Genomic DNA, 25,981 nt, shown 5'->3' on the forward strand with positions numbered 1-25,981 from the left:
CCTGAGGCGGCTCGTCAGACGATCTGCGGCGAGGGCAGGGGGACCAGGAACTTGCCTCCGCGCGCGCGGAAAGCCTCCTGCTGCTCGTAGATCTCGTCGAAGAAATTCCAGGCCAGGACGAACAGGACGTCGGGTGCCTCTTCCTCGATTGCGCTCACCGGCTTGATCGGAATGCGCGTGTTGGGGGAGTAGAGCCCGTGCTTGAGCGGGTTGCGATCGACGAGGAAGTCGAGATACCGCGTATCGATGCCGAAGTGCGTGATCAGCGTGTTGCCGCGCGCCGAGGCCCCGTATCCCGCGATCTTGAGCCCTTGCGCCTTCAGGTCATCGAGCATGGCACGGGTTTCCCGGCCCATCTCCTCGACCCGCGAGGCGAGCTCGTCGTAGGTACTTTGTTCGAGCATCCCCGAACCCATTTCCTCGGCCAGCATCGCTCCCACCCGGTCACTGGGTGCGCGGGGCGCTTCCTTGCGGGTAAGAAACACGCGCATCGAGCCGCCGTGGATGTCGGGAAGCGAAAGCGCGTCAGTGACTTCCAGGTCGAAGTTCGCGGCCAGCTTGGCAATCGAGAGCAGGCTGAACTCGGAGACGTGCTCGTGGTAGATGTTGTCGAATTCGGTGTGCTCGATGTACTCCTTGGCGCGCGGAACCTCGATCACGAAGGTGCCGTTGGGGGCCAGCAGGATGCAGATCGCTTCCATGAAGGTGTGCAGGTCACCGATGTGGTTGAAGGTGTTGGTGGTGACGATCACCTTGGCCGGCCCGCGTTCGTCACGGACCTGTGCGGCCGTCTCGGGCGTGAAATAGGCGAGGAAGGTCTCGACGCCGCGCTGGGCGGCAAGTTCGGCGATGTTCTCGGCCGGGTCGAAACCCAGCGTCGTGCAGCCCAGCGTGTTGCAGGCGGCGAGCAGCAGCCCGTCGTTGCTGCCGATGTCCACGATCAACTCCTCGCCCGCGATCCCGGCAAGGACCTCGGCGAAATCGTGGAAATGCGTGTGCATCCGCGCGGCGCCCGAGGGGACGTAGAGGTAGTGGCGGAAGAAGTCGGCCGGGATCTGGTCGGCGATCTCGATCAGGCCACATTCCAGGCACACCTGGGTGTTGAGCGGGAACGCGGGCTGGGGGCGATCGAGGTCCTCGGGACGGATCAGCATCTGTGCCGGCGCATGGTCGCCCAGCGGCAGGAAGAGGTAGGGCGAAGGCGCCTTGCAGGCCCTGCAGGCGGTCAGCGTGGCGTTGCTGGCGAGCGGCGGCATGGTCGTGTTCTCAGGCATTCGAAACCTCCCGGCTGCGCTGGTCGGCGAGCGCGTTGCTGAAATCCTCGAAACGGGCGTGCATGTAGTCGATATGCGCGTCCGTAAGACCGTGGTGGCAAGCAAGCAGGATGCCGCCGCGCATTACATCGTCGGCGACCGGATAGCCTGCGGGATCGCGCGCCACGGTGACCGACTTCATGGCCGGTTGGCGCAGGATGTTGCCGGTAAAGACCGGCCGGGTCTGGATGTCACACCCCTCCAGCCACATCTGAAGCTCGCGCCGGGTGAAGGGGGCATCCTCGCGAATGGTAAGCGGGAAGGCCAGCCAGCCCGTGCGCGAGCCGGGCATCTGGCGGGGCAGTTCGAACCAGTCCTCATAGGCCTTGAAGAAGTCGTACTGACGCTGGAAATTGTGCTCGCGCGCGGCGATGTTGTGTTCGAGCTTGCCCAGCTGGACCAGGCCGAAGGCCGCGCCGATTTCCGACGGCTCGACGTTGAAACCTAGCTCCTCGAACAGGAACTTGGCATCGTAGCTGAACCCGTCGAGCTCTACGTTGAAGCGCTTGTCGATGCTTTCGGAATCGACGTAGAGCGAACTTGTCCGCCCCCACGAACGCAGCAGCAGGCCCCGCCGCGCCAGGTCCGGATCGGACACGCAGAGCATGCCGCCGTTCCCCGCCGCGTTGATGACGTGGCTGCCGTAGAAGCTGGTCGTCGAGATGTGCGAGCGCGTGCCCGTGCTGGTGCCATGCAAGGTGGCGCCCAGCGTGTCGGCGCTGTCCTCGATCACCATGAGGCCATGGGCCTGGGCGATCTCCCAGATACGGTCCCAGTCGGGCAGGTTGCCGATCAGCGAGGGGATCATCATCGCCCTGGTGCGCGGCGTGATCATCGCCTCGATCTTGTCGACATCAATGTTGTAGGTGCCAGGCGCAGCATCGACGAAGCTGGGCACGAGCCCTGCGCGCACGAGCGGGGCGACCGTCGTTGCGAAAGTCAGCACCGGGGTAATGACCTCGCTTCCCTTGGGAAGGTCAAGCAGTTCGACCGCAAGGTAGTTCGCCGAGGACCCGGAGTTGACCATTATCCCGTGGTCTTTGGCGAAGAGCGCGGCGACCTTCTCCTGCATCTCGCGGACCTTGGGGCCCATCTGGGTAGAGGTGCGCAGCACCTCGAGCACGGCGGCGATTTCCTCCTCGCCGTGGACTGTCTGGCCGTAGTTTACGCGCATGCTGCTGCCGCCCTTTCGATGGATGGTTGACGCGGGGTGAGGGATGTCGGGTGTTCGCTGTAGCGGGTGATCTGCGCGGCGCTGAAGGCGCGCATGTCGGCGCCGTGGGCGCAGGCCTCGCGGTACCATTCCACGCTCATGCGCACGGCCTCGCCGGTGGAGAGACGCGGTGTCCAGCCGAGCACGGCGCGCGCTTTGCTGCTGTCGAGCGTGAGCATACCCGCCTCGTGCGGATCATCTGGCCGTTTGCCGAACAGGATACGCGGGGCCCCTTCGCCCCAGGCCGCGATGACGTGCTGCGCAATGGCTTCGACGTCGAGGAAGTCATCGGAACTCGGGCCGAAGTTCCAGCCCTGCGCATAGCGCTGGCCGTCCTCGCCCATGAGGCGTGCGCCAAGGAGGAGATAACCCGCAAGTGGTTCGAGTACATGCTGCCAGGGGCGCACGCTGGCCGGATTGCGGATCGTGACCGGTTGGCCGGCCAGAGTTGCGCGCACGATGTCCGGAAGCAGTCGGTCGAGCGAGGCATCGCCGCCGCCAATGACGTTGCCCGCGCGCGCGGTGGCGATCTGGCACCCCTCGGGGGCGCTGAAGAACGAGCGGCGAAAGGCCTCTGTGACCAGCTCGGTGCAGCCCTTCGACGCGCTGTAAGGATCGGCTCCGCCCAGAGGGTCGGTCTCGCGGTAGGCCCAGTGCCATTCGCGATTGTCATAGCACTTGTCGCTGGTCACCACGACGACTGCGCGGGTGCCGGGCATACGGCGTACCGCATCGAGAACGACGGCCGTGCCGGTGACATTGGTGGCGAACGTCTCGACCGGCGCGGCATAGGAGGGGCGCACCAGCGCCTGGGCTGCAAGGTGGAAGACGATGTGGGGAGCAAGCCCCGCGCACGTCTCTGCAAAGGCGCGCTCGTCGCGGATGTCGGCGATGCGGTGGCCGATGAGCTCGGAAATCCCCACGCTGCGGCCGAAATCGGGGCCGTCGGGATCGGTGGGAAGGGCAATGCCCGTGACTTCGGCGCCGAGCGCCTTCAGCCACAGGCTGAGCCAGGCCCCCTTGAAGCCGGTGTGCCCTGTTACCAGCACCCGCTTGCCGCGATACGTGTCGGCCAGCGTCTGCCCGAGAGAGGGGGAGGTTTCAGACATTGATGAGCTTCGTCGGCGCATCGGTGGTGAGCACGGCCTGCCCGTTTTCGAAATCCATCCAGGGCGGCAGGGCCTGAGTGGCAAGGGCATCGAGCGTGTCGCGGTCGCGCACGGTGTCCATGGGATGCCAGAAGCCCTTGTGCTGGTAGGCCATGAGTTCGCCGTCGTGGGCAAGGCGGGTGAGCGGGGCCTGCTCGAGCGGTTCCTCGTCGCCCTCGAGGTAGTCGAGAACACCCGGCTCGAAGATGAAGAAACCGCCGTTGATCCAGGTCTCGTACTTGCGCACCTTCTCGGTGAATTCGACCACTTGGCCGTCCTCGATCTCAAGGTTGCCGAAGCGCGCGGGCGGGCGCACCGCGGTCACCGTCGCAAGCTTGCCGTGCGAGCGGTGAAAGTCGAGAAGCGCGCCGATGTCGACGTTGCCCACGCCATCGGCATAGGTGACCATGAAGGTTTCATCGTCGAGCCAGGAGCGCAGGCGGCTCAGGCGCCCGCCGGTCATCGTGGCGAGCCCGGTGTCGACGACCGAGACGCGCCAGTCGATCTTGCTGGTCGGGCGCAGCGCCATTTCGCCATTGCCGATCCCCACCGTGAAGTCGTTCGACATCAGGTGCAGGTCCTGGAAGAAGCTCTTGATCGCCATGGCCTTGTAGCCGCACGCGACGATGAAGTCGTTGTGCCCCCAGTGGTCATAGATATCCATGACGTGGAGCATGATCGGCCGTCCGGCGACCTCCACCATGGGCTTGGGGACGCGGACCGTCTCTTCGGCAAGGCGGGAGCCCAGGCCCCCTGCGAGCAACACGACTTTCATGTTCCAAGGCTCCGATCAGTGTGTGGGATCAGCGGTTGGGAAGCGCTCCTGAAGGTCTCGCTTCGGGACATGCAGGAAGGGTAAGGCTTGAGCGGGATGCGGCGAAATGGGCATCGGGGTTAGGCGGGTTTAGCCAGGTGGACACTCAAAGGGTGGAGGGCCCGCCCGCCGGGGGCAGGTGAGGCGTCGCATCCGGGCGGCGGTACAGTTCGATGGTCCGTCCCTTGTGGCGGCGCCGAAAGCCGGTGTAGCCGTGGGACAGCGCATAGGCCCTGAACGGCTCTTCCAGCTTTTCCTCGCCACTGATCAGGATCGCGGGCGGCGGGGCCGCGTCGAGGAAGGCGGCCAGCCCGGCGGCGGAGGTCGTGGTGTAGTAGCGCCGGTCACCTTCAGGGATGTAGGGCGCAACGCGGTACACGAACTGGCCCGCCGCGAATTCGGGGGGGACGGCGAAGTTCCCCGCGAGCGCAAGGGCCGGGGTGAGCGTTGCGACCCGTTCACCGCCGTAAAAGCCCGCCTCGCGCGCCAGGGCGCGCATGTCGCGGTGCAGGCTGATCGTCTCCCACTGCTGGGGGCGGGCCAGCTGGACAAGCCCGGGCCCGATCCGCGATGCACATCCGACAAGGGCGAGGAGCGCCACGGCCCCAAGCACCGCCTGGGCTCCCGGAAGGTCGGGCGTTGCCGTGCGGGCGCGCAGCAGGACAACAGCCAGAATCAGGAACGGGATCGGGGGTACGAAATACTGCGGGAAAGAAGGCGAGGGGACGAAGGCCACCACGAAGCCTGTCGCGGCAAGACCCAGCGCCAGGACAACGCTCCAGCCCCGGACAAGCCGGAGGCTCTCACGCATGTTCGTGCGCATGGCCGGGATGAGCGCGAGTGCCACGATCCCCACGAGGCTGAGCAGCGTTGCATTCGCAAGCCAGATACTCTCGGCGAGCAGCACCCTGGCGGCCAATGTGTCCACCTTGGGCTCGCTGGAAGCGGCCCAATAGGCCGGCTGCAACTCGGTGAAGTAGCGCAGGGTGTGGGCAAAGAAGCTCTGCGTGTCGAACAGGACGTACATCAGGACGGGCAGCCCTGCGAGCAGGCCGCCTGCCGCCAGCGGAAGGGTCCCGGCCAGAAGTCGCAGCGCGAACCCGCGCGAGGCCGGCGCAAACAGGGTCGCAAGCGCAAAGAATGGGGCCAGGAAGATGTAGTTGGCCTTGAGGCCGATGGCGCAGGAAACCAGGACACCTGCGGCAAAGCAGGCGAGCGGCACGGGGCGGGTGGATCCGATCCCGTGCAGCAGCGCGTAGAAAGCCAGCAACGCAGGGGCAAGCGGGAGCAGGTTGTTGGTGGCCAGCATCCCCGCCCCGCCCAGCAGCAGGACGTTGCCCATCAGCAGGCACGCGGCGGTGAAGAAGGCGAGGAATCCCGCTTCGGTCCGGCGGCAGATCAGCCATATCGCGCCAAGCGCCGTGGCCCATCCGGCCAGCACCAGAAGGCGCGCGACGAGGAGGAAATGTTCAGTTCCGACAAGGTCGTAAAGGCCGCCCAGCAGCCAGGGCAGGATGGGCAGGTGGTTGTAGCCAAGGTCACGATAGATGTCCTGCGTCCCACCCAGCCGGGCGACCGTGAGGAACAGGTTTTCGTCCCGGCTGAGCGGGGTGGACATGAGCCGTCCCGCAAGCCCCAGGAACACGATCCCGAGAACCCCGAGCCCTGCCAGTTCGAGACGGGTGAGAGGTCGTGGCCGCGGGCGCACATGCACGGCCTCGGCGTATTCGGGGCGAAGCTCCATCCAGTCCTCGGCGATTTCGACACGTTGCATCTGTGGTCTGCATTTCCCGCTGTTGATCCTGTGAAATCTGACGGATCGGCAGGCCGCGAGGCGAGCACGATTCGGGCGTACCCATTCCGGGTCGCGCCTCCCACGAAGGGGAACGGGAGAGCGTCGGGCGGGCTCGAAGCGGGGGCGTGGCCCTCCCAAGGGCTGCAGGCCGGGCCAAAAGGGGTAGACCGTATTCCCAGATTTCCGGGGGACGCGATCTGATACGCTCGGGAAGACCGACAGAGCTCCGTGCGGGGGCTCCTTGCGTGAAACCGGAAGACGGATTTTGCCGCGTGCCTTGTAGCCAGACCCCACCCCAACACATTCTCGTCGTGACCTCGGGCCTTGGTGCGGGGGGCGCGGAACAGGTCATTGCGCAGCTGGCGCACCATCTCGTCGAAGCTGGCCATGAGGTGGACGTCGCCGCCTTCGATACCGACGAGGCGCGCATCTACCACGAGCTTCCCGTCGTGAGCCGGGTCTTCCGGCTGGGCGGGCGCTCCGGACTTGTGGGCGTTGCAGGACGGGTCAGGGCGCTTCGCGGCGTTGTTGCCCGGCGTCGTCCCGATGTCGTCCTCTCGTTCCTGACCAAGATCAACCTGGTGGCGGCCCTCGCGGTGCAGGGCCATCCCGCTCGCCTGATCTGTGCCGAGCGCAACAACCCCGAGCAGCAGCAACTGCATCCCTTGTGGAACCTGGCGCTGCGCTGGTTCTACCGCCGTGCCGACACCATCATCTGCCAGACCGAAGGGGTGCGCCGCTGCTTTGCACATGACCTGCAGGGGCGGCTGGTGACCATTCCCAACCCCGTTCCCGAACCCGATGTCGTGCGCGGGGAGGGGGCTACCTACACCGTCTGCGCGGTCGGGCGTCTCACCTACCAGAAGGGGTTCGATCGGCTGATCGAGGCCTTCGCCGACATCGCCGCCGATTACCCGCAATGGCGCCTCGCCATCTGGGGCGAAGGCCCTGATCGCGAGGCGCTTGAGGCGCGTATACGCGATAGGAGCCTGGAGGGGCGCATTGTCCTGCGCGGACTTGGCGAAAGGCCGCGCTCCTGGATCCGCGAGGCCGATGTCTTCGTGCTCTCCTCGCGCTACGAGGGGTTTCCGAATGCCCTGGCCGAGGCCATGGCGGCCGGACTTCCCGTGCTGGCGACCCGATGCGATTTCGGTCCCGAGGACATGATCCGGGACGGTAAGAACGGCATTCTGGTCGAGGACGAGGGCGCACACGCTGCGCTGGGCGCCGCGCTCGCGCGACTGCTCGGCGATGCGGCGCTGCGCGAGCGACTGGGCCAGGCGGCGGCGTGTTCGATGCTGCGCTTTCGGCCAGCCTACGTGCTGCGCCGCTGGGACGAGGTCTTGCGCCATCCTCCCAGCCATGGCCTGTCTACCAGAGGTTCACGACGAGGCGCGCGCCGGTCTCCGAGAGACAAGGCGCATGCTCTGGCGAGGAGCGAATGAGCGTGCCGAGGCTGCGGGTGCTGTTCACGTCGGCGGGACGCCGGGTCGAGCTGACCCGATGCTTCCGGCGAGCGGGCACGGTGCTGGACGTCGCCATCGAGGTGCATGCCTGCGACCTCACGCCGCACCTCAGCGCTGCGTGTCTCGATGCCGATGCCAGCTTTGCCGTACCGCGCTGCACGAGCCCGGACTATGTGCCGCGCCTTCTCGACTACTGCCGGGCGAACGGGATCGACCTGCTGGTGCCGACCATCGACACCGAGCTTGAGGCGCTGGCCGCCGCGCGCGAGGACTTCGCGGCAGTGGGGACGCTGGTTCATGTCAGCGCGCCCGAGACGATTGCCATTGTCCGGGACAAGGCCCGGACGACCGAGGTGCTCGAGCGCGCCGGTGTTCCGGTGCCGCGCACCGCCCCCATCGAGGCGGTGCGCGCGGCGCCGGGGGACTGGAGCTGGCCGCTCTTTGCCAAGCCGGTCGGAGGGAGCGCCAGCCGCGGTATCGGTGTGCTGGAAGGTCCCGGTGACATCTGCGCCCGCTACGACGAGCCGATGCTGGTGCAGGACCTGCTCGAAGGCCCCGAATACACGATCAACATGTACCTTGATGGCGAGGGGCATATGCTGTGCGCCATTCCCCACGAGCGTCTCTCGGTCCGCGCGGGCGAAGTGGAGAAGGGGCGCACCTTGCGCGACCCGCGCATGACCGAGATTGCAGAGGCCATCGCGCGGACCCTGCCCGGCGCGCAAGGGGCGCTGTGCTTCCAACTGATCGATGACCCCTGCTATGGCCTGCGCGTGTTCGAGATCAACGCGCGCTTCGGAGGCGGGTACCCGCTTGCCGATCATGCGGGAGGGCGCTTTGCCGAAAATCTCCTGCGCCGGGTTCTGGGGCGCGCACCGGTGGACCCTGCGGACTGGCGGGCGGGGGTAACCATGGTGCGTTATGACGCGGCCCATTTCGTTGGCTGATCCAAACTTGCTCGACGGCAGCGGACGCTTCGATCTGACGGGACGCGTCCTCGTGCTCGATCTCGACGATACCCTCTACCTCGAACGCGACTTCGCATTCAGCGGCTTTGCCGCGCTGGAGCCGTTGGTCTTCCAGCGGACGGGCCAGAAAGGCTTTGCCCGGGCTTGCCGCACCCTGTTCGAGGCAGGCCTTCGCGGAACGATTTTCAACCAGGCGCTGGCGGAGCTGGATGCTGCGGGCGAAGAGGAACTGATCCGCGAACTGGTCGGGGCCTACCGCGCGCATGACCCTCAGATTGCGCTCGCCGCTGATGCAGCGCGCTTTCTTGCACGGGCGCCGTGCGCAAGCAGCGCGCTGATCTCGGATGGGCCTGCGGGCATGCAGCGCTCCAAGGTGCGCGCGCTTGGTCTGGAGGAGAGGCTGGGACGGATCGTTCTGACCGGCGAACTCGGCCCCGGCTGCGGCAAGCCGCACCCCCTTGGCTATGCCCTAGTCGAGGAATGGTCGCAGCGCCCTCCCGAGGCGCATGTCTATATTGCGGATAACGCGGCCAAGGACTTTCTCGAGCCGCGCCGACGCGGGTGGACGACGATCCAGATCCTGCGGCCCGAACGGGTTCATCGCGGTGCGGCACCTACACTTGCGCACCGCGCGCACCATGTCGTGGGTTCGCTGGATGCGCTTGCGCTTCGCAAAAGTGCGGTGGGCGCGCGGTAAGGTCCGGGGCGGTGCCTATTCGGCAGCGTCGGATGGGCAGGCCTTGACCCGGGGCGTTTCGATCTTCGGGGCCCGGCGTTCGCCGCCCAGCATCACCCAGAACGTGCGCAAAAGGATCTGCATGTCGAGGCGCGGGCTGGCGTTGTCGATGTAGCACATGTCGAGCGCGACCTTCTCGTCAAGTGAGAGCAGGGTGTTGCCGTTGACCTGCGACCATCCGGTGAGCCCGGGACGCACGCGGGCGCGCTGTCGGCCGCGTTCGCCGAGCTGTGCGATGGTTTCGGGAAGGAGCGGGCGCGGGCCCACGAAGGCCATGTCGCCGCGCACCACGTTCCACAGGCCCGGCAGTTCGTCGAGACGGCTTCGGCGCAGGAACTTGCCCAGGCCCGTGACGCGCGCCTCGTCGGGGAGGGGCGCTCCCGCGGCATCGAAGGCGCTGCGCATCGAGCGCAACTTGAAGAGCGTGAAGCGTGCCTGGTGAAGTCCGGAGCGTTCCTGCCGGAACAGGATCGGGCGGCCCATGGTGAGCGCCACGCCCAGCCCCAGAACGCCGATGATGGGCACGCAAGGGACAAGCAGCAGCGCGGCAAGCGCGCGCGTAGCCAGACGCGAGCCGCCGGGGCGGGTGGCCGGGGATGGCTCGTGCGCGGCGGTGTCCTGCAAGGGGCCATCGGTGGGGGGGATCATCGACGCTCAGGCCGCGCTTGGCTGGTAATCACCGCGCGCGAACATGCGCCGGATGCGCTCGCCCCAGGTCGGGATCGGCGGGATGTCGGAGGTGTAGTATTCGGCCGAATAGCGGTAGAACTGCACCGAGTCCCCGTACCTGCGGCGGGCGTGTTCGGCGTAGTCGACCTGGTCGAAGATGACGCCGCGGATCCTGTCGGTGTCCATGACCTCGAAGGCGGCTCGCATTTGGTCGATGGTGGTCTTGCCCCAGCGCGCGACCAGGATCGTCTGGTCGGCAAAGTCACACATGGTGCGCGCATCACGCACGGCCAGCGCGGCGGGGGCATTGATGACGATGAGGTCGAAGCGTTCGCGAAGCTGTTCGAGCAGGCCGGTGAGGCGGTGGGAGGACAGGATCACGGCGGGCTCCGCGACGGGTGCCTTCGCGCTCAGGAGATAGATGCGCTTTTCGCTGGGCTCGCTGCCCAGGATCGCCTCGAGATCGCGCTCGTCCCGGGCGATGTCGTCCGGCCCTTCGACCCGGCGATGCGGGAGCATCAGTCCGTCAAGGTCCGCGCGGCCTGTCACGATATCGACCAGGTCCGGGGCCAGCGACTGTTCCTGCAGGCGTTGGAGCACGCCGCGCTTGCGCAGGTCGAGGTCGAGGACGACGGTGCGATCCCCCATCGCCACACCTGCCGCGGCGAGGGAGAGCGAGACCGTCGATTTGCCATCGCCGGGAACAGGCGAACTGATCAGGACGACCTGCGAGCCCTTTCGCCCCGGGCGCAGGGCACGCAGGTCGCAATAGGCCGAGCGCGCGACTTCGGAGAACAGCGATTGCGGTTCTGTGAGCACGACGCTGTCCTTGGGGTCCTGTGAAAGACCGTGCGCGATCTGGGGCAGCATCCCCAGGGTCGGCCGACCGAAGAGGCGGCGGATCTGGGCGACGGTACGTAGCTTGTTGTCCAGGAATTCGCGGGTAAGGGCCGCCATGAAGGCAAGAACGGTCGAGCCCAGGAACGCGGTGACCGTCATCTTGAGAGGGTTGGGCGCAATCGGTGCGTAGTCGGGAACGGCGGGCGAGACGATGGTCGAGGCCACGCCCTGCAGCTGCATCTGGGCACCCACCTGCTCCACGCGCTCGGCGAGGACCTTGTAGGCCGCTTCGGCCAGGTCGGACTGGCGAACCAGCTTGTCGAGCTCCACCGTGTTCTGCGCGTTGCGGTAGGCGCTGGACGACAGGCTGCCGACGACATTTTGCAGGCGCGCGGCCATGGCGGCGGCTCCGGCTGCTTCGCTGCGGGCAAGCTGGGCCATCTTCTCGCCTTCGGCACGGGCGACGGCCTGGGTCGCGGCCTGAACCTGGTTGCGTTCACGAGCGATGCTGGTGTCGATCGTGGTGAGCTGCGAGTTGACGCGGCGCACGTCGGGGTGATTGGGGCCCAGACTGGTGCTCAGCTTGGCCTTTTCCGCCACGAGTTCGCCGCGGCGCCTCTCCAGGGAATCGAGCGCGGTCGAGGTCGCGGTCGCCGTGCTCTGGATCTCGCTGGCGCGCGAAATTCCGGCGCTGCGGGCCGCCGAGGCATCGCGTGCGGCGTTGGCCGCTGCACTCTGGAGGGCAATGCGGTTGATCTGCTGCAGGTCCTCGGCCCCGCCGGCGCCGACAAGCATACGGTTGCGGGTGCGGAACTCGGCGACCTTGGCGGCGGCGTCGAGGGCGGCCTGTTCGCGGGTCTGCAGTTCCTTCTCCAGCGAACCGAGAAGTTCCTGACGCCGCTCGTTGGTCTTGGCGTTGCGCAGGATGCCGACCGAGACGGGCAGCTGGTTGGCGATATCGGCGGCAAGCTCGGGCGAACGCGACGTCACCGAGATCTGGATGAGGTCGGAACCGCTTTCGGCATTGATCGCCAGCATACCGAGCAGGTGGTTGATCGCGAGCTGCATCAAGGCCTTGCCGGTAAGATTGTCGTTGCCCAGTTCACGGCGGAACCTCTCATCGTTGAGGAGGTCGAGGTCCTTGATGATCTGGCCGGCCACTGAACGCGAGCGGTGCAGGCGCACCGTGTTCGCGACACGCTCGGCGTTGCGCGAGTTGACGTCGGCCTGGTTGGTGCCGACCTCGTCGATCAACTCGACCTGGACGTTGGAGCTGGACTGATAGAGCGGGGGCGAGGCCAGTTGCTGGGCCAGCACGAGCACGGTGATCACGCTGACAATGGCGAGGATCATGCCCCGATAGCGGTGGAACAGGCGCACCAGGTCTTGCGGTCCGATCTGTTCGGAGGCTGCACGCATCGCGCTTCCTTCCGGCTGCGGGGATGTGCGGTGCAGCGCAACCGAAGCGTCAGGGTCGTGATGTGCGATCGACGTCGACATTTCCGCTCTCCTCGGGCTGGACGCAGGGACCATCCGATGTGTGTGGTGTCAGGAGAGGGCAGTATGGTTCACGGCCCTGCGGGAACAAATCGCGCATCCGGAAGGGGGCCTGCTTCTTTTCTGGCTAGTCCTTATGGGCAGGACCGGAACGAAGGAGGGACTTGTAGAGGTCGAAATGGCGCTGCGCGGAGCCCTCCAGGCTGTAGCTCTGGCTCGTTGCGAGCGCGCCTTGCGAGTAGGAGTGGTAGTAATAGGCGTTGTGGGCAAGGCGGGCGATCGCGTTGGCGAAGGAGGCCGGCTTGTCGAGCGCGCACAGCGCGCCGTTGCGCCCGGGCACCACCAGCCCGCGATTGCCGTTGACATCGCTGGCGACCACGGGAAGCCCCATCGACATGGCTTCGTGGATCGCGATCGATGCGCCCTCGTAGCGCGAGGTGTTGAGGTAGATGTCACTTGCGGCCAGAAGATCGCGGATGTCGGCGCGTTCTCCCAGGAATTGCACCATGTCGGCAAGGCCAAGGGCATCGACCTTGCCGCGCAGCCGCTCCAGGTCCGTGCCGCCGCCCGCCACGCGAAGGCAGAAGACGGGCTCGGTTCCCGGGCGGTACTGGCGCAGGACACGCGCAACCTCGATGAGCAGATCGTAGTTCTTCTGGTCCGAGATGGCCCCCACGGTCAGGATGCGGCAGGGAGTCCCAACGTTCTCGCGCGGGGCCTTGGCGCGGTAGCTGGCGGCCGGCGCATTGGGGATCAGAGAGAAGGGACGGCGCGAGAGGTCGCGATAGAGCGATGCGGTCTCGTTGCTGATTGCGACATAGTGCGCGACCACGTGGTCGAGAAAGCGGAATGCCGCTGCCGGAAACGAGAGGCGGCTGTTGTGATGGGTGAAGACGACCGGCCCGCAAAATCCCGAAAAGGCGAGCATGAGTACGGCGCGCACGGTATGGGCATGGACGATGTGCGGGCGCGTTTCACTCAGGTGGCGCCGCAGCGCGCGTACCCCTTCGATCAGTCCGCGCCGCCGGGTCAGGGCCAGGCTGTCAAAGTGCGCTCCGGCCTTCGTGATGCGTTGCTGCAGTTCGGTTTCCATGGCTTGCGAGTTGCCCAGGGTCTGGGCATCGCACAGAGCCGTGACGCAGGCGCGCGCGCCAAGCCCGGCATAGGCCTCGTTGAGATTGGTGATGAGGATTTCCGCGCCGCCCGAGGTCAGGCTGGTGAGGATCGAGCAGATTCGCAGGGGCTCGGTCCCGGTCCGCGCGCCGGGTGATGACGCGGGCACGGGCGGCTGGGGACGGACGACGAATTTGCCCTGGGGGGCCTGATGGGTCATGGCAGGGGCTCCTTGGTCGAGGCGGACACAGGTTCCGGGCGTCGGCTGGCGGCGAGGCGGCCATGCAAGGCGATATCGAACGCGAGGACCAGCATGAGGCCAAAAACGATGTGGGCGAAGTTGGCCCCGATCGCGCCGTAGCGCGGGACCATGAGGGTGGCCGTGATGAAGAAGGCGAAGGTGGCCAGAACGCTGCAGGCAAGGACGAAGCTCGGCCGGTTCATCGCCAGGAGCGCCGAACGGGCCGGGGCCGCATGCAGCATCAGCATGATCGCGACGAGCTGGGCGAGGAGCAGCGCGAAGCTGCCCGAGAAGGCATCGCCGAAGACGAATTCGAGAAGCGGCCTGCCCATGAGCCAGCACAGCGCGAGGGTCACTAGTCCGATCCCGCCCAGGGCCAGTTGCAGCATCGTCACCAGGCGTCGCACACCCTTGCGCGAGGACTGGTTCCACAGCCGCGCCAGGTCGGGATAGATGATCGTCTGGAGGAGGTCGCCCGCGGTCTGGACGACTTTCGCAATGCGCCGCGAGAGATAGTAGAGGCCCGCCGCGGCGGGTCCGGCCAGGGTGCTGACAAGCAGCGTGTCCATCTCGTGGGTCAGGGTGCGCAGGCCCGAGGACAGGTTCGTTGAGATCGCGAAGCGCAGGAAGCCGGGGAACTTGCTGGGCAGATGCCGCTTGTCCGCGCGCCAGGGGCTGGGAATGCCGGTCTGTTTCAGGGTGCGCAGCCCCAGGGCATTGAACAGGAGGGAATCGAAGAGCTGGGACACGGTCCAGGCCACTACGAATTCGGTGATCTCCCGGCCCAGGACATAGAGCAGGCAGGCCAGCGTCAGGCGGAGCAGAACGGCGGCCAACTGCACGTAGGCGAGCACGCGGAAGCGCCCGGCAAGGCGCAGGGCTGCGCTCGCCATGCCGCGCAGGTTTCCGGCAATCGCGAGCGCATAGATGGCCACGAGGAAGCGCGCGTCGCCATCAAGGCCAAGCAGGGGCCCTGCCACCAGCGCGACTATCACGGCGAGCAGTGCAGCGCCCAGCGCGCTGGCGATGTCGAGAAGGAGGCCATAGGCGTAGAGCGAGGCAAGGCGCTCAGGCGAGGCGTTCTCTTCCTCGGCGGCGACGAAGCGGATCAGGGGCTGCCAGGATTCGAAGCGGACCAGACGTTCGCAGGTGCGCGAGATGGTGAGGACGATCACGAAAGTCCCGAACGCCTGTGTTCCCAGCGCGCGGGTTGCGATCGCCAGCGTCGCCATCATCAGGACGGCGGCACCAAGGCTTCCGGACATGAGGTGGGCCAGGCTGACAAGACGCGGGCGGATGAGTGTGCTGCGCTGCCAGCGTTCACGCAGCGAGGCTCGCGGCGGACCGGACGCCGGGGGGCTGGCATGGCGGCGCGCGGCGCGCGGCGTCGGGCCGATAAGGTCCGTCATTTCAGGACAGCTGCTGGTGGCGGGAGCCGGGCCCGGACCCAGGCCCGTATGCCGTCCGCTCGTCGCTTGGCGCCAGTCCCTGCGCTGAGCGCGTCGAGATCCAGGCCAGCGCGAACATCAACATGACGGGGCCATTCCAGAGCCGGGCAAACATGTGCGGCAAGGACATGGTGTAGATGAAGAACACGGCGAGGATCGCGAGGCAGGAAATGCCCTCCACCCGGTTCACGCCCGCGATGGCCTTGCCCTGGAGGAGAAGCGCCAGCGCCATCAGGCACAGGCCGAGAAAGGAGACGATCCCGCCCTCGTTCAGGACCAGCAGGTAAAGTTGGTGAACCGGCATCCCGTGGGGGCTCGCGACACGGTATCCGTCACTGCCAAGACCGATGAGCAGATGGTCGTCGGCCAGCTGCCAGGCCTCGACGATCAGCGCTGAGCGGCCCACGAACGTCCCGGCCCGGGTCGGATCGCCGGTCATGAGGGCCTCGCCGACACGCTCTTCGAAGATACTGGGCACCGGCCCGCCCAGGCTGGTGTAGGCCAGCACGATCAGGGCAAGGGGAACGGCGATGCGCACGAAGGTGCCCAGGCGTGAGAGGCCCAGCACGAAGCCGCAGGCGAGCAGGGCGGCGAAGGTACCGGTAAAGGTGGCAGAATAGACCAGGCCCGCGATCACGCAGAGCGCGAGGATAAGCGCGTAGATCGTGCGCAGCCGCCCGGTCATCACGCCCCGGATCAGAAAGAGCAGCGCGAAGGCGCAGACCGCACCATTGGAATTGGGCTCTCCGGTCATCGCGCCCAGACGCCCGTTCCCATAGACGACATGTTCGTTCACCATCGCGGAGATCTGCGCGCGATTGAACAGGGTTATGAGCGTGATGCCGATGACCTGCGAGACCGCTACGCCCAGGATGTAGGCATTCGCGCAGCGCTCCAGGATTGGCTGGGAACACGAGGTCAGGAGCATCGGCACCAGCAGCATGGCAAAGGCATATTGCCCCGCCACGATTGGCCAGCGCATGAAATCGCCGTGGACGAGCGAGCCGACCAGCATCCCGCTCAGCAGCATCGTCAGCCCCGCCACCCACAGTGCGGTGTAACGTGCGAACATGCGCGCGTTGAGGCCACCTGCGACGAGCGCGAGGGCAAGGGCCGTGAACAGCGCGACATCGGAGATCGAGATGTTCATGCCCGGCAAGCGACCGGCTTGCCACCAGGACAGGAAGAAGGCCGCTCCGGGCAGGAGCATGCCAAGAGCCCGTTCCTGGCGCGGGCGGGGACCGGGATGGGGGGCACCCATTGCGGGGGCTGGCGCACGTTTGCCGCGTGCGTGTCGCTGCCTCCGAGAGGTGCGCAAGGGGAAGGGCTGGTGGCCATGGCCCAAGCATGAAACGCACGAGGCCAGCAGGCAAAGGCGAGTGTGGAGAAAGCGCGGCGCATTGTCGGTAACGCCAAAGGGGCATCGCGAAGGGCGCATTATACCCAAAGGATAGCTTGTCCGGGCAGCAGGGCGCACCCACACTTGTCCGGTCGCGTAAAGCCGCGTCCCGGTCGAGGCGAATGAGCGCACTCGGGGCGCGCAGGCGTCTGGGGGAAAGGCCCCAAGCCCAAGGGCGAAGGCGCGAACCTCATGCGCGCGGTGCCTGATCTGGCATCCTGTTCCGATCGCGTGTGCGCCAGTCGGTCGGCAATTTTTCATCTGGAACTGGCGCGAACGGGAGAGCGCGGTGCGAACAGCAAGGCAGGAACGGGCGAACACGGATCGCGCGCAGCGGCTCACGGCGGGGCCTGTCATGGAGAAGCGGGGTCTTGTATTCGCAGGGCTCGTGGGTCTGGCCCTCGCCGATTGCGCGCCGCCCAGCGCGGCAGCTTCGGCCCCGGTCGTGCGCACGCCGTCGGGGCCGAAGGCCTTTCCCGGTGCCATGGGGTATGGTGCGGTCAGCGCCGGAGGGCGCGGGGGGCGGATCATCTATGTCACGACACTTGCCGACGGCGGTCCGGGATCGCTGCGTTCGTGTATCGACTACAAGTTTCCGCGGGTCTGCGTCTTCCGCGTGAACGGGGTGATCCGCTTCACCCAGCGCCCGCCGCGCATCCGCTATCCCTACATCACCATCGCGGGTCAGACCGCGCCGGGCGGCGGAATTACGCTTGCCCACAATGGCGGGGCAAACGGGCAGACACCGCTTGTCATCAAGAACTCGCACGATGTGGTCGTGCGCCACATCCGCGTGCGTAACGACAAGGCGGGCAAGTACGGCGGCGCCGAGGACAACATCACGATCGAGAACAGTTCCAAGGTCATCATCGACCACGTCAGCACCTCGTGGTCGCGCGACGAGGGGATCAATGGCTATGCCGACAACGATCTCGTCACGATCAGCAACTCGATCTTTGCCTGGGGCATTCCCAAGCACGACAAATGCGCGCTGCTTGCCAGCGACCCCAAAGACAAGCAGAACCTCAGCTTCATCAACAACATCTGCGCGCACAACGGCGATCGCAATCCCGACATCAATTTCCCCAGGGGCTCGTGCGTCGAGCTCGTCAACAACATCCTCTACAACGCCCAGTCGGAATTCGCCGAGGTCTGGGAGACCTATGGCGGCTCGCCGGTCTCGATCGTGAGCAACACGTTCCTTGCTGGCAACAACACCAACACCAACAGCCGGGGCATCGCGCGCGAGACGGTCGGATCGACCGGCCGCGCCCAGATCTACCTCTGGGGCAACACGTACGAAGGCAACTTCAATCACATCAGCTCCGAAGTCGATGTCGCGCGGGTGCAAGATGGCCCGTGTCCGCTGACCGTCACGCCCCAGACCGCCAATGCCTCGTTCTACACCGTGCTCGCCCGTTCGGGCGCCTTCCCGCGCGATGACATCGATGACGAAATCCTGTCCGACGTGCGCAACCGCACCGGACAGATTGGTTCTCCTGCTCCCTCGCTTCCCTACCAGCCCGCCGCGAACCCCTATCCCGATGCGGACATGGACGGCATGGACGATAGCTGGGAGGCAAGCCATGGCGCCAATCCGGCAAAGTCGGATGCCTGGGCTGATGCCAACGGCAACGGGGTCTCCAACTTCGAGGACTTCCTGACATCGCGCGAGCGGGGCTTCGGGCTGTGACGGGCCTCGCCGGGGCGCAGCTTGCCTCCGAACCATCGGTATGCCGCCCACGCGCGCAGAGCCGTCCGTTGACGATCTGCTTTCCCTTCAGCGGAGACGAGCTTGGCGGCAGCCACATGTCGGTACGCGGGCTGCTCGAGCAACTCGATCCGGGCCGTTACCACGTTCTGATCGTGCCCGAGAAGCCGGGCGGGGATATCGCCGAATTCTTTGCGTCCTGGCCGCTGGCCGCCGATCCCGCACCGCCGCGCCAGTCGCTCGTGCCCGGTGCCCGGATCGGTCCGGCCAAGGCGCTTGGCGCGCTTGCCGGGGTGCGGGCGCGCAGCCGTTTTCTGCAGGCGCGGGGTGTGGATGTCGTGCACAGCAACGACGGGCGCAGCCATGCGGCCTGGGCCCTGGCCGCGCGCCTCGCGGGAAGCCGGTTGCTGTGGCACCACCGCGGCGATCCTTCCGCGCGGGGGCTGCGCTATGTCGCGCCGTTCCTGGCCGACCGGATCCTGACCGTGTCCCGCTTCTCCCTGCCCGCGCAAGGCTCGCGCGCCGCGCAGCGCGCGCAGGTCGTCCACAGTCCCTTCGATACGCAGGTCGAGGCCTGCCGGGAAACCATGCGGGCCCGGATCCTCGACCATATCGGAGCTCCGGCCAATGCGGTCCTGTGTGGCTATTTCGGAAACTTCATCGAACGAAAGCGCCCGATGGGCTTTCTCGACACGGTCGAGGAACTGGGGCGCCTCGTCGATAGACCGGTCCACGGGCTGCTCTTCGGCGATCCGCGCAATACCGAGTACGGGGAGGTTCTGCCCGAGCGTGCGGCGCGGATCGGAGGCAATGCGCGGGCGCACATGATGGGCTTCCGATCGCCCGGTCACGCCTGGCTTGCGGGATGCGATGTGCTGCTGGTCCCCGCCGCGCGCGAGCCGCTCGGACGTACGCTGGTCGAGGCGATGCTGGTCAAGACGCCCGTCGTGGCTACCCGTTCGGGGGCAATCCCGAAGCGCTCGAAGGCGACTGCGGGATCCTGTGCGATCTCGATGATCCTGCAGGCATGGCCCGCGCCGTCGCGCGCCTTCTTGCCGAGCCGGAACAGCGCCAGGCCATGTGCCTGCGTGCGCACGTCGCGGCCCGCGCGCGCTTCTCGCGCGAGCACCACGCCGAGCAGGTGGCGGCGGTTTATGATGAGCTTGCCACGCCATGACATGAAGGCCCGGGGGCAGGGGCCCCCGGTTTGATCGAGGCGCGCCTCTTCAGAACCGGGCGCGCAGGCTGAAGCCGGCGCGGAAGCGTTCGAAACGCGCCGCGAAGCGTTCGCTCGTGCGCTTGGAGAACTGCGCGTCGAGACTGAGCGAGAGGTTGCGGGCGATCACGTGCTCGATTTCGCCCGATACGCTCGCCGTGTCCTCGCTTATCCCGGTGCCCACGAACTTGCTGCGCCGGAAGCTGCCACTCAACTTGGCGAACAGGTCGTGGCGGATCTCCTGCTCGGCGGTAAGCCGGACGCGGGTGTCGGTACGGCCCTGCGCGCCGGTGCGGAAGGTTGCGACATCGCCGTTGAAGGCATCGAGAAGGAGCGCGGTGCGCCGCGAAGGGCGGTAGATCAGGGCGCCCGAGACGGACAGGCCGGTGCGGCCAGGCGCGGTCGGCTCGTCGGGGTCATAGCGAAAGACACCTACGCCCAGACGCCCTTCGAAGAGCCCTCCAGGTTCGACGTTGAGGCCGAGCTGGCCGCCGTAGGTTGTCGTATCCCGCTCGAGACCGGCCGGGGTTCGTGAAAGTCGGAACTCGCGGCGGTTGAGGAAGGTGCTGGCGGTGACGAACACGGTGCCACCCACGCGAAGGCCCACGGCGGCCTGGCCGTTGTAGGCGGAGAAATCGCGATCGGCATCGAGGCTGGACAGGGCGTCGAAGCGGGTCGCGCTGGCCTGGACATCGAACAGGAGACGCCCGGGCTGCGTGCGCAGGTGAAACTCGGTGGCCAGGATGTCGAACCGGCGCGGGCCGCGATCCGGGTCGGTACGGGCCTCGGAATCGCTGCGATCCTCGACCGCGCGCTGCAGGCTGGCGCCAAGCGAATAGAGCGAGGTTCGGGTGGGGGACCACTTCACCGTGGTATCCAGGCGCCAGCGCTCGGAATTTTCGGTGCTTCGGCTGGAATAGCGGCGCACGGTTCCCGTGACCCCGGTCGTTACCGTGACGGGCCCGGGGCTGCTGTCAGCGCGCACTTCGCCCGAGAAATCGGCGTAGACATCGTCGTAGCGTTCGAGGGGCGCGGCGTAGATGTTGCTGTCGTAGTTCAGCCGGACATTGGCGTTGGTGGTGAGACTGAGGCCGCCCAGGTGGATCGGTTGCGCGCGGTACTCGGGATCGTCGGGATAGACCGTGGGCGCCGTACTGCCGAGGGTCTGGGTCTGCGCGCGGGCGGGGATGGCAAGGGCGCTCAGGGCACCCAGGTCGAGGACCAGCGCGGAGAGCGCGAGACGGGCCTTCATGGTCAGAACCAGCGTTCGAAGACCTGGATCCTGTCACCGGGTTGTATCGGTGTCGTCTCGGTTGCCTTGGCGATGATGTCCCGCCCGTCGACCGAGCGCGTGATCGAGACCTTTCCGGTGGAGGCGCGGTAGGTGTACCCGCCAGCGGCGGAAAGGGCGGCAAGCACGGTCATGCCGTGACGATAGGGGAACTCGCCGGGACGATTGACTTCGCCGGTCACGTAGAAGGGGCGAAGTTCGATCGGGCGGACATTGACCACCGGCTGCCCGACGAGGATGCCTTGGGAGAGAAGCCGCCCCGCGATGCCCTGCTCGATCTCGCGGTAGCTGAGCCCGGCGACGGGCATCGTCTTGACGTAGGGCATCGAGATCGTGCCCGTCTCCTCGATGACGTAATCGCCGCTGGCGTCCTGCAGCTCCTGTATCGCGATGTGGATCTTGTCCCCCGCGGCGACCTGGTAGGGAGCGGCCTCCATCTCGGCGAGCGCGGGCAACGAGCCGGTGGGCGAGGTGCACCCTGCGAGCGCCATGGCGGTGGCCGTGCAGACAAGAACGGCGGTCTGTGCAAAGAGATGTCGGCGAGGCGCGGGGGCGGTCATGCTCGGCTCCTGAAACGGCTGGCCCGGCCAGGGCGCGCCTTGCGGCGTGAGAGGCAGGACCAATGAACGGGTAGGATGACCACAGGCTAACCCGTATCGGCCTGAACCGGAGGTGCTATTCAGGGCTAGATCCCCCCGAATTCGAACAGGGCGCTACCTATTCTGGAGCCGGGCCGCGGACATGAGGCATTACCTCGAAGCCTGCGCGGGGATCGGTGTCCGGGCACTCTGCCAGCAATCGAGGGAGCGTTCGATGAGCGTGCCCAGCCTTTGCGTGTCGGGCGCGTAGAACTCGCATAGCCGCGCGCGCAGGTTAGCACTCAAGGGGGGATAGCGCATTTCCTGGGCGAGGAGCGAGCGCGCGCCTTCGAAGATGGGCGAGCCCCGCAAGGGGCGCGCGGCATTCTTGAAGGGTGCCAGCATCCGGCGCAGCGGCAGGGGCAGGATCATCGTCCGGCTCGAATTTTCGTGCGTGGTGTCGATTGTCTCGGGAAGGGTCGGCTCCAGCCCGATATGGCGGGACACCTCGGCGAGAACCTCACGCGGCCGCTCGTCGAGATCCTCGTGCAGGTAGATCCGGATCTGTTCGCGCGGGAAGACCTCCAGCCAGCGGTCGAGGTGGCGGGCATAGAGGCCATCCTCGAGAAAGCGCGGATGCGGATTGGCGAGATCGGCCAGATAGTCCTCGGGCGGTCCGGTGACGGTGCCGCGCCGGTAGAACATCTTGTAGTCCGAATAGGCTCTCTCGACCGGATCGCGCAGCATCACGACAAGGCGGGCATGGGGGAGCATCCGGGCCATCCGCGCGGGTGCCTCGGGATGGGCGAGGTAATCGGCGGACTTTTCCCCGATGCAGGTGACGCCCTCGGGGATCTCGTCGAAGAAGCCGCGGTAATGGCCTTCGCCTTCGGCATAGTCGGTGCTGAAGTAATGGGGTTCGGGATCGGGCATGTAGACAGCCGGATTTTCCTGGAGCCGGGCCTGGATCCAGGTCGTCGCCGCCTTGGCCGCGCCGATGACCACGAAGTCGGGCTGCCATCTGGCCTCAGGGCGTGTGCGGGGCGCCGTCATCAGGTCACGACCTCGCCCAGAGCCTCGGCGATGCGCTGCATGTCGTGCGTCGAAAGGGTGTGATCGCAGGGAAACATGAGGGTGCGTGCGCCAAGTGCGTTGGCGGCGTCCAACGCGCCGTCGCACCGGAACGCCTGCGCCTCGAGTGCGCGCTCGCGGCTCATGTCCGGGCACGATCCGCTGGCCGCCGGAATGCCTCTTTCGTGCAGGGCCGCGATGATATCGAGCCGGCGTTCGGCCAGATCGGGCGCGAGCTGGACATAGAACTTGTACCAGGCATGGCGCACGTGCTCGGGCGGCGCGGGAGGCGCGATGCCGGGAAGCGGAGCAAGGGCGGCGCAGAGCGCCTGTGCATTGGCACGTCGCTGCGCGAGCCAGTCCTCCAGCTTGCTGAGCTGGCATCGGCCGATCGCGGCCTGCATCTCGGTCATCCGGTGGTTCGAGCCCGGACGGGCATGGACATAGCGAAATTCTCCAGGCCGTCCCTTGCCATCGCGCAGCATGGCCAGGTCCTTGCCGTGATCCTTGATCGACCAGCCCGCCTCCCAGGCATCGTTGTCACGCAGCAGGATCATGCCCCCTTCGCCGCCGGTCGACATGATCTTGTCGGTGCAGAACGAGAATGAGGCGGCGGTGCCGAACGAGCCGACACGGCGCCCGTGCCATTGGGCCCCGTGCGCCTGCGCGCAGTCTTCGAGGAGCGCCAGTCCATGGCGTGCGCACAGCGCCACGAGCCTGTCCATGTCGCAGGGCCATCCGGCATGGTGGACACAGATCACGGCGCGCGTGCGCGCCCCGAGGAGACGTTCGACCGAGACCGGATCGATGTTCTGGCTGTCGGGTTCGACATCGGCGAAGGCGAGGCTTGCCCCCACCGCGAGCACCGCGCTGGCGGTGGCAAAGAAGCTGCGGGCCGGAACGATGACCTCGTCGCCCGGCCCGATGCCCAGTGCCTTGAGCGCGATCTCGAGCGAGACCGTGCCATTGGCGACGCAAATGCCGTGCGGCATACCGTTGTAGGCGGCGAACTCCTGCGCGAATCTGCGGGTCTCATCGCCGTGGACGAGTGCGTTTACGTGCCCGGATTGCAGGACTTCGCGCACGGCTGCAATTTCGTCAGCCTCGTGGCGCGGCCAGGCCGATTTCAGGGGCTGGGGGGCCGAATGCGGGGGCTGTGCATCGGCAAGAACATGGGATGCCATGCGTTCCGGGCTCCTTATGCGGGGGTGCGCGTGCGCGTGCGGGAGGTGTCCTGCGCCATCGCCGGATTCTCGATGACCTGGAACGAGGCCGCGCCGCTGGGCATCTTGACGAGGGTGTGGGTGATGCGACGGGCCTCGGCCTGGTCGCCCGCCTCCACGGCGTGGGCGAGCTGGTCGATGCTGCGGGAAATGAGCGGGAGCGGGATGGGCCGTGACTGGGCCTCGAAAATGCCCTTGATCCGCGAACTGGTCTGCTCCTCGCAGATGTCGAAAAGCTCCTCGTAGAGCTTTTCACCCGGGCGCAGGCCGACGAACTGGACAGGCACGTCGATCTCGGGCTGGAGGCCGTAGAGGCGGATCATGCGGTAGGCGAGATCGACGATGCGCACGGGCTTGCCCATGTCGAGCACGAAGATCGTGCCGCGCTGCGACTGCTCGCTGAGCGCGGCGGCGCTGCTTTGCAGGATCAGCTGCACCGCCTCGCGCACGGTCATGAAGAAGCGTTCGATATCGGGGTGGGTGACGGTGAGCGGGCGGCCTTCGCGCAGCTGGCGCTGGAACAGCGGAACGATAGAGCCGCTCGAGCCGAGCACGTTGCCAAAGCGCACGGTCATGAAGCGCGGCGCGTCGGGATCGTCGATCCCGCACATGTCGAGGGCCTGGCTGTAGAGTTCACCCACGCGCTTGGTCGCGCCCATCATCCCGACGGGGTTCACGGCCTTGTCGGTCGAAACCTGGACCATGGCCCTCGCGCCGATTTCGCACACCGCATCGGCGATGATGCGGGTGCCCAGGATATTGGTGTGGACACCGGCACACGGGCTCGTCTCGACGATCGGCACATGCTTCAGGGCCGCGGCGTGGTAGACGATGGTCGGGCGGTGCTTGGCGAAGATGCGGCGCACCTCGGAGCGTTCGCGGATGTTGCACAGCTCGGCCTCGATGGGGACATCGGGGTAGCGCTCGCGCAGTTTCATCTCGGCGGCGTAGAGGTGGTATTCGCTGTGATCGAGCACGACCAGTTTGGAGGGGCGGAAGCTGGCCAGCTGCCAGCAAAGCTCCGAGCCGATGGTGCCGCCACCGCCTGTCACCAGCACGCACTTACCCGAGATCTGGCTGGTGATCTGCTCGCCTTCGAGCGTGAATTCGCTGCGGCCCAGGAGGTCCTTGACCGAGAGCTCCTCGTGAACAGCGCTCGGGCTGCGCTGGAGGATGTGGCTCCAGCAGTCGCGAATGCGCGAGAGCTCGAGGCCAAGGTGGCGCGCACGGCTGGTGAGCCGGGCCATCTCGCGGTTGGTGAGGTCATTGCCGTCGTCGCTGGCAATCACGAGCGAAGGGCGCTGGTCCTTGGCTTCCAGATGCTCGACCGCATTCACGATATCATCGTGGCTGCCCAGCACCGGCACCTTGCCAATCTGCATCAGCGTGTCGTTGAGGGTCGGCAGGAGAATGCCGGAAATGACGAAGGACGGGGTCGTTTCACGCCGCAGCATCTCGATGATCGAGAGCACCCAGTCGGGCGAGCCCACCAGCAGCGCGTGGGGCAGCTGCCGGCCCGCGACATGGCGCAGATGCGCGCTGCTCGTGCGGTTCAGGTGTTCATGCACGAGGCGCCGCAGGGCGCGCAGCGTCACCAGGCCCGAAGTCGCCAGAAGCCAGTGGATGGCAATGACCGCAGCGAGGTTGGACTGCTCGGCGCGCACCGCCGGAGACAGCAGTGCGACCGCCCAGCCCAGGCCGATACAGGGGAGGATCAGCGCGACCAGATGGATCGAGTGGGCAAAACTGAAGAAGCGCCAGCTGCGGCGGTAGAGGCCGCTCATGAACAGCCCCAGCACGGTCACGAGGCCCATGCCCGCAGTCGTCCAGGACACCCCCTCGCTCTGCAGGAAGGGGCCGCGTCCCACCAGCAGGAACGCCGTAACGAACGTGGCGCTGATGGTCAGGGTGTCGAAGCTGATCAACAACTGGTTGCGAAAGGTTCGTCGCAGGCTGAAGCGTTCGATCGCGGCACTTTCACGCGCGCCGTCCAGCTTGCGGATACGCAGCAGCGGGCGGGAAGATGCGCGCTTGGCGGACGACGCGGCACGGTCTGCAATGTTCTTGCTCATGCGGGCAGCCTTCGCTGTTTTGGACGATCCGGAAGGATCCGGGCGAGGCAAGACGCCGTGGCGGGAGCTGCGGTGGCCTCTGCAGTTTGCTAGGCTATGGTAGCGCTGCCGGGGGCGCACGTGATCTTAAAGCCATAAGCCGAAATCGCCGTTTTGGGA

At 66.6% G+C, this 25,981-nt stretch carries 20 protein-coding genes; 5 read left to right on the forward strand and 15 right to left on the reverse strand.

Going from position 1 to position 25,981, the window contains the following annotated elements:
• Positions 1-14: 14 nt before the first annotated feature.
• From MBENS4_RS15190 to MBENS4_RS15210, 5 genes are all read right to left on the reverse strand, one after another.
• The gene (locus MBENS4_RS15190; protein ID WP_242404967.1) at positions 15-1,274 is read right to left on the reverse strand and encodes a class I SAM-dependent methyltransferase; all 1,260 of its coding nucleotides are present in this window, start codon (positions 1,272-1,274) and stop codon (positions 15-17) included.
• On the reverse strand, positions 1,267-2,487 hold the full coding sequence (locus MBENS4_RS15195; RefSeq protein ID WP_039392706.1) for a DegT/DnrJ/EryC1/StrS family aminotransferase: 1,221 nt from the start codon (positions 2,485-2,487) through the stop codon (positions 1,267-1,269). Before MBENS4_RS15195 ends, MBENS4_RS15190 begins: the two co-directional genes overlap by 8 nt.
• Positions 2,478-3,635: a CDP-glucose 4,6-dehydratase gene (rfbG, locus tag MBENS4_RS15200; RefSeq protein ID WP_039392707.1), complete on the reverse strand. Its 1,158-nt coding sequence runs from the start codon at positions 3,633-3,635 to the stop codon at positions 2,478-2,480. Before rfbG ends, MBENS4_RS15195 begins: the two co-directional genes overlap by 10 nt.
• On the reverse strand, positions 3,628-4,449 hold the full coding sequence (rfbF, locus tag MBENS4_RS15205; RefSeq protein ID WP_052322427.1) for a glucose-1-phosphate cytidylyltransferase: 822 nt from the start codon (positions 4,447-4,449) through the stop codon (positions 3,628-3,630). The genes rfbG and rfbF overlap by 8 nt, the downstream gene beginning before the upstream one ends.
• A gap of 145 nt (positions 4,450-4,594) precedes the next feature.
• Entirely contained in the window at positions 4,595-6,262 is a 1,668-nt protein-coding gene (locus tag MBENS4_RS15210) for a hypothetical protein (protein WP_052322428.1), read from the reverse strand.
• 293 nt (positions 6,263-6,555) lie between these two features.
• On the opposite strand from MBENS4_RS15210, the gene MBENS4_RS15215 reads away from it, so the two are divergent.
• From MBENS4_RS15215 to MBENS4_RS15225, 3 genes are read left to right on the forward strand one after another with little or no spacing between them, the layout of a single operon-like run.
• A complete protein-coding gene (locus tag MBENS4_RS15215; protein WP_144400962.1) occupies positions 6,556-7,728 on the forward strand; it encodes a glycosyltransferase family 4 protein in 1,173 nt (390 codons plus the stop codon).
• Positions 7,725-8,696, forward strand: coding sequence for an ATP-grasp domain-containing protein (locus tag MBENS4_RS15220; protein WP_039392708.1), 972 nt, complete (start codon positions 7,725-7,727; stop codon positions 8,694-8,696). The genes MBENS4_RS15215 and MBENS4_RS15220 overlap by 4 nt, the downstream gene beginning before the upstream one ends.
• Entirely contained in the window at positions 8,689-9,414 is a 726-nt protein-coding gene (locus MBENS4_RS15225; RefSeq protein ID WP_159108077.1) for an HAD family hydrolase, read from the forward strand. The genes MBENS4_RS15220 and MBENS4_RS15225 overlap by 8 nt, the downstream gene beginning before the upstream one ends.
• A gap of 15 nt (positions 9,415-9,429) precedes the next feature.
• Here MBENS4_RS15225 and MBENS4_RS15230 read toward each other — a convergent pair whose 3' ends face one another.
• From MBENS4_RS15230 to MBENS4_RS15250, 5 genes are all read right to left on the reverse strand, one after another.
• Positions 9,430-10,101, reverse strand: a complete 672-nt coding sequence (locus tag MBENS4_RS15230) for a sugar transferase (protein WP_084592185.1) — start codon at positions 10,099-10,101, stop codon at positions 9,430-9,432.
• Positions 10,102-10,107: 6 nt separating this feature from the next.
• Positions 10,108-12,462, reverse strand: a complete 2,355-nt coding sequence (locus tag MBENS4_RS15235) for a GumC family protein (protein ID WP_206778142.1) — start codon at positions 12,460-12,462, stop codon at positions 10,108-10,110.
• A gap of 124 nt (positions 12,463-12,586) precedes the next feature.
• Positions 12,587-13,792 carry a glycosyltransferase gene (locus MBENS4_RS15240; RefSeq protein ID WP_052322431.1) on the reverse strand — a complete coding sequence of 402 codons (1,206 nt, stop codon included), beginning with the start codon at positions 13,790-13,792 and terminating at the stop codon, positions 12,587-12,589.
• Positions 13,789-15,222, reverse strand: a complete 1,434-nt coding sequence (locus MBENS4_RS15245) for a lipopolysaccharide biosynthesis protein (RefSeq protein ID WP_052322432.1) — start codon at positions 15,220-15,222, stop codon at positions 13,789-13,791. Before MBENS4_RS15245 ends, MBENS4_RS15240 begins: the two co-directional genes overlap by 4 nt.
• 1 nt (position 15,223) lies before the next feature.
• Positions 15,224-16,471 carry an O-antigen ligase family protein gene (locus tag MBENS4_RS15250; RefSeq protein ID WP_039392710.1) on the reverse strand — a complete coding sequence of 416 codons (1,248 nt, stop codon included), beginning with the start codon at positions 16,469-16,471 and terminating at the stop codon, positions 15,224-15,226.
• Positions 16,472-16,949: 478 nt separating this feature from the next.
• On the opposite strand from MBENS4_RS15250, the gene MBENS4_RS15255 reads away from it, so the two are divergent.
• Positions 16,950-18,353, forward strand: a complete 1,404-nt coding sequence (locus MBENS4_RS15255) for a pectate lyase family protein (protein WP_242404968.1) — start codon at positions 16,950-16,952, stop codon at positions 18,351-18,353.
• Between the two features lie 68 nt (positions 18,354-18,421).
• Positions 18,422-19,582 carry a glycosyltransferase family 4 protein gene (locus tag MBENS4_RS15260; protein ID WP_242404969.1) on the forward strand — a complete coding sequence of 387 codons (1,161 nt, stop codon included), beginning with the start codon at positions 18,422-18,424 and terminating at the stop codon, positions 19,580-19,582.
• 15 nt (positions 19,583-19,597) lie between these two features.
• Here the strand turns inward: MBENS4_RS15260 and MBENS4_RS15265 are convergent, their stop codons facing one another.
• The 5 genes from MBENS4_RS15265 to MBENS4_RS15285 form a co-directional block, all read right to left on the reverse strand.
• Positions 19,598-20,839: an outer membrane beta-barrel protein gene (locus MBENS4_RS15265; RefSeq protein WP_039392712.1), complete on the reverse strand. Its 1,242-nt coding sequence runs from the start codon at positions 20,837-20,839 to the stop codon at positions 19,598-19,600.
• A gap of 2 nt (positions 20,840-20,841) precedes the next feature.
• Positions 20,842-21,438, reverse strand: coding sequence for a polysaccharide biosynthesis/export family protein (locus MBENS4_RS15270; RefSeq protein ID WP_052322433.1), 597 nt, complete (start codon positions 21,436-21,438; stop codon positions 20,842-20,844).
• Positions 21,439-21,627: 189 nt separating this feature from the next.
• Positions 21,628-22,509: a sulfotransferase family protein gene (locus MBENS4_RS15275; RefSeq protein ID WP_052322434.1), complete on the reverse strand. Its 882-nt coding sequence runs from the start codon at positions 22,507-22,509 to the stop codon at positions 21,628-21,630.
• Positions 22,509-23,711 carry a DegT/DnrJ/EryC1/StrS family aminotransferase gene (locus MBENS4_RS15280; RefSeq protein WP_052322435.1) on the reverse strand — a complete coding sequence of 401 codons (1,203 nt, stop codon included), beginning with the start codon at positions 23,709-23,711 and terminating at the stop codon, positions 22,509-22,511. Before MBENS4_RS15280 ends, MBENS4_RS15275 begins: the two co-directional genes overlap by 1 nt.
• 14 nt (positions 23,712-23,725) lie before the next feature.
• A complete protein-coding gene (locus tag MBENS4_RS15285; RefSeq protein ID WP_052322436.1) occupies positions 23,726-25,822 on the reverse strand; it encodes a nucleoside-diphosphate sugar epimerase/dehydratase in 2,097 nt (698 codons plus the stop codon).
• Positions 25,823-25,981: the final 159 nt, after the last annotated feature.

The sequence above is a fragment of the Novosphingobium sp. MBES04 genome (assembly GCF_000813185.1).
Classification (GTDB): Bacteria; Pseudomonadota; Alphaproteobacteria; order Sphingomonadales; family Sphingomonadaceae; genus Novosphingobium; species Novosphingobium decolorationis.

Bases quoted from the DNA above. Each gene is read 5' to 3' on its own strand.
- MBENS4_RS15245 (WP_052322432.1), bottom strand. From the start codon at position 15,222: ATGACGGACCTTATCGGCCCGACGCCGCGCGCCGCGCGCCGCCATGCC.
- MBENS4_RS15230 (WP_084592185.1), bottom strand. From the start codon at position 10,101: ATGATCCCCCCCACCGATGGCCCCTTGCAGGACACCGCCGCGCACGAG.
- MBENS4_RS15240 (WP_052322431.1), bottom strand. From the start codon at position 13,792: ATGACCCATCAGGCCCCCCAGGGCAAATTCGTCGTCCGTCCCCAGCCG.
- MBENS4_RS15285 (WP_052322436.1), bottom strand. From the start codon at position 25,822: ATGAGCAAGAACATTGCAGACCGTGCCGCGTCGTCCGCCAAGCGCGCA.
- rfbG (WP_039392707.1), bottom strand. From the start codon at position 3,635: ATGTCTGAAACCTCCCCCTCTCTCGGGCAGACGCTGGCCGACACGTAT.
- rfbF (WP_052322427.1), bottom strand. From the start codon at position 4,449: ATGAAAGTCGTGTTGCTCGCAGGGGGCCTGGGCTCCCGCCTTGCCGAA.
- MBENS4_RS15280 (WP_052322435.1), bottom strand. From the start codon at position 23,711: ATGGCATCCCATGTTCTTGCCGATGCACAGCCCCCGCATTCGGCCCCC.
- MBENS4_RS15275 (WP_052322434.1), bottom strand. From the start codon at position 22,509: ATGACGGCGCCCCGCACACGCCCTGAGGCCAGATGGCAGCCCGACTTC.
- MBENS4_RS15265 (WP_039392712.1), bottom strand. From the start codon at position 20,839: ATGAAGGCCCGTCTCGCGCTCTCCGCGCTGGTCCTCGACCTGGGTGCC.
- MBENS4_RS15220 (WP_039392708.1), top strand. From the start codon at position 7,725: ATGAGCGTGCCGAGGCTGCGGGTGCTGTTCACGTCGGCGGGACGCCGG.
- MBENS4_RS15210 (WP_052322428.1), bottom strand. From the start codon at position 6,262: ATGCAACGTGTCGAAATCGCCGAGGACTGGATGGAGCTTCGCCCCGAA.
- MBENS4_RS15195 (WP_039392706.1), bottom strand. From the start codon at position 2,487: ATGCGCGTAAACTACGGCCAGACAGTCCACGGCGAGGAGGAAATCGCC.
- MBENS4_RS15250 (WP_039392710.1), bottom strand. From the start codon at position 16,471: ATGCTCCTGCCCGGAGCGGCCTTCTTCCTGTCCTGGTGGCAAGCCGGT.
- MBENS4_RS15190 (WP_242404967.1), bottom strand. From the start codon at position 1,274: ATGCCTGAGAACACGACCATGCCGCCGCTCGCCAGCAACGCCACGCTG.
- MBENS4_RS15235 (WP_206778142.1), bottom strand. From the start codon at position 12,462: ATGTCGACGTCGATCGCACATCACGACCCTGACGCTTCGGTTGCGCTG.
- MBENS4_RS15270 (WP_052322433.1), bottom strand. From the start codon at position 21,438: ATGACCGCCCCCGCGCCTCGCCGACATCTCTTTGCACAGACCGCCGTT.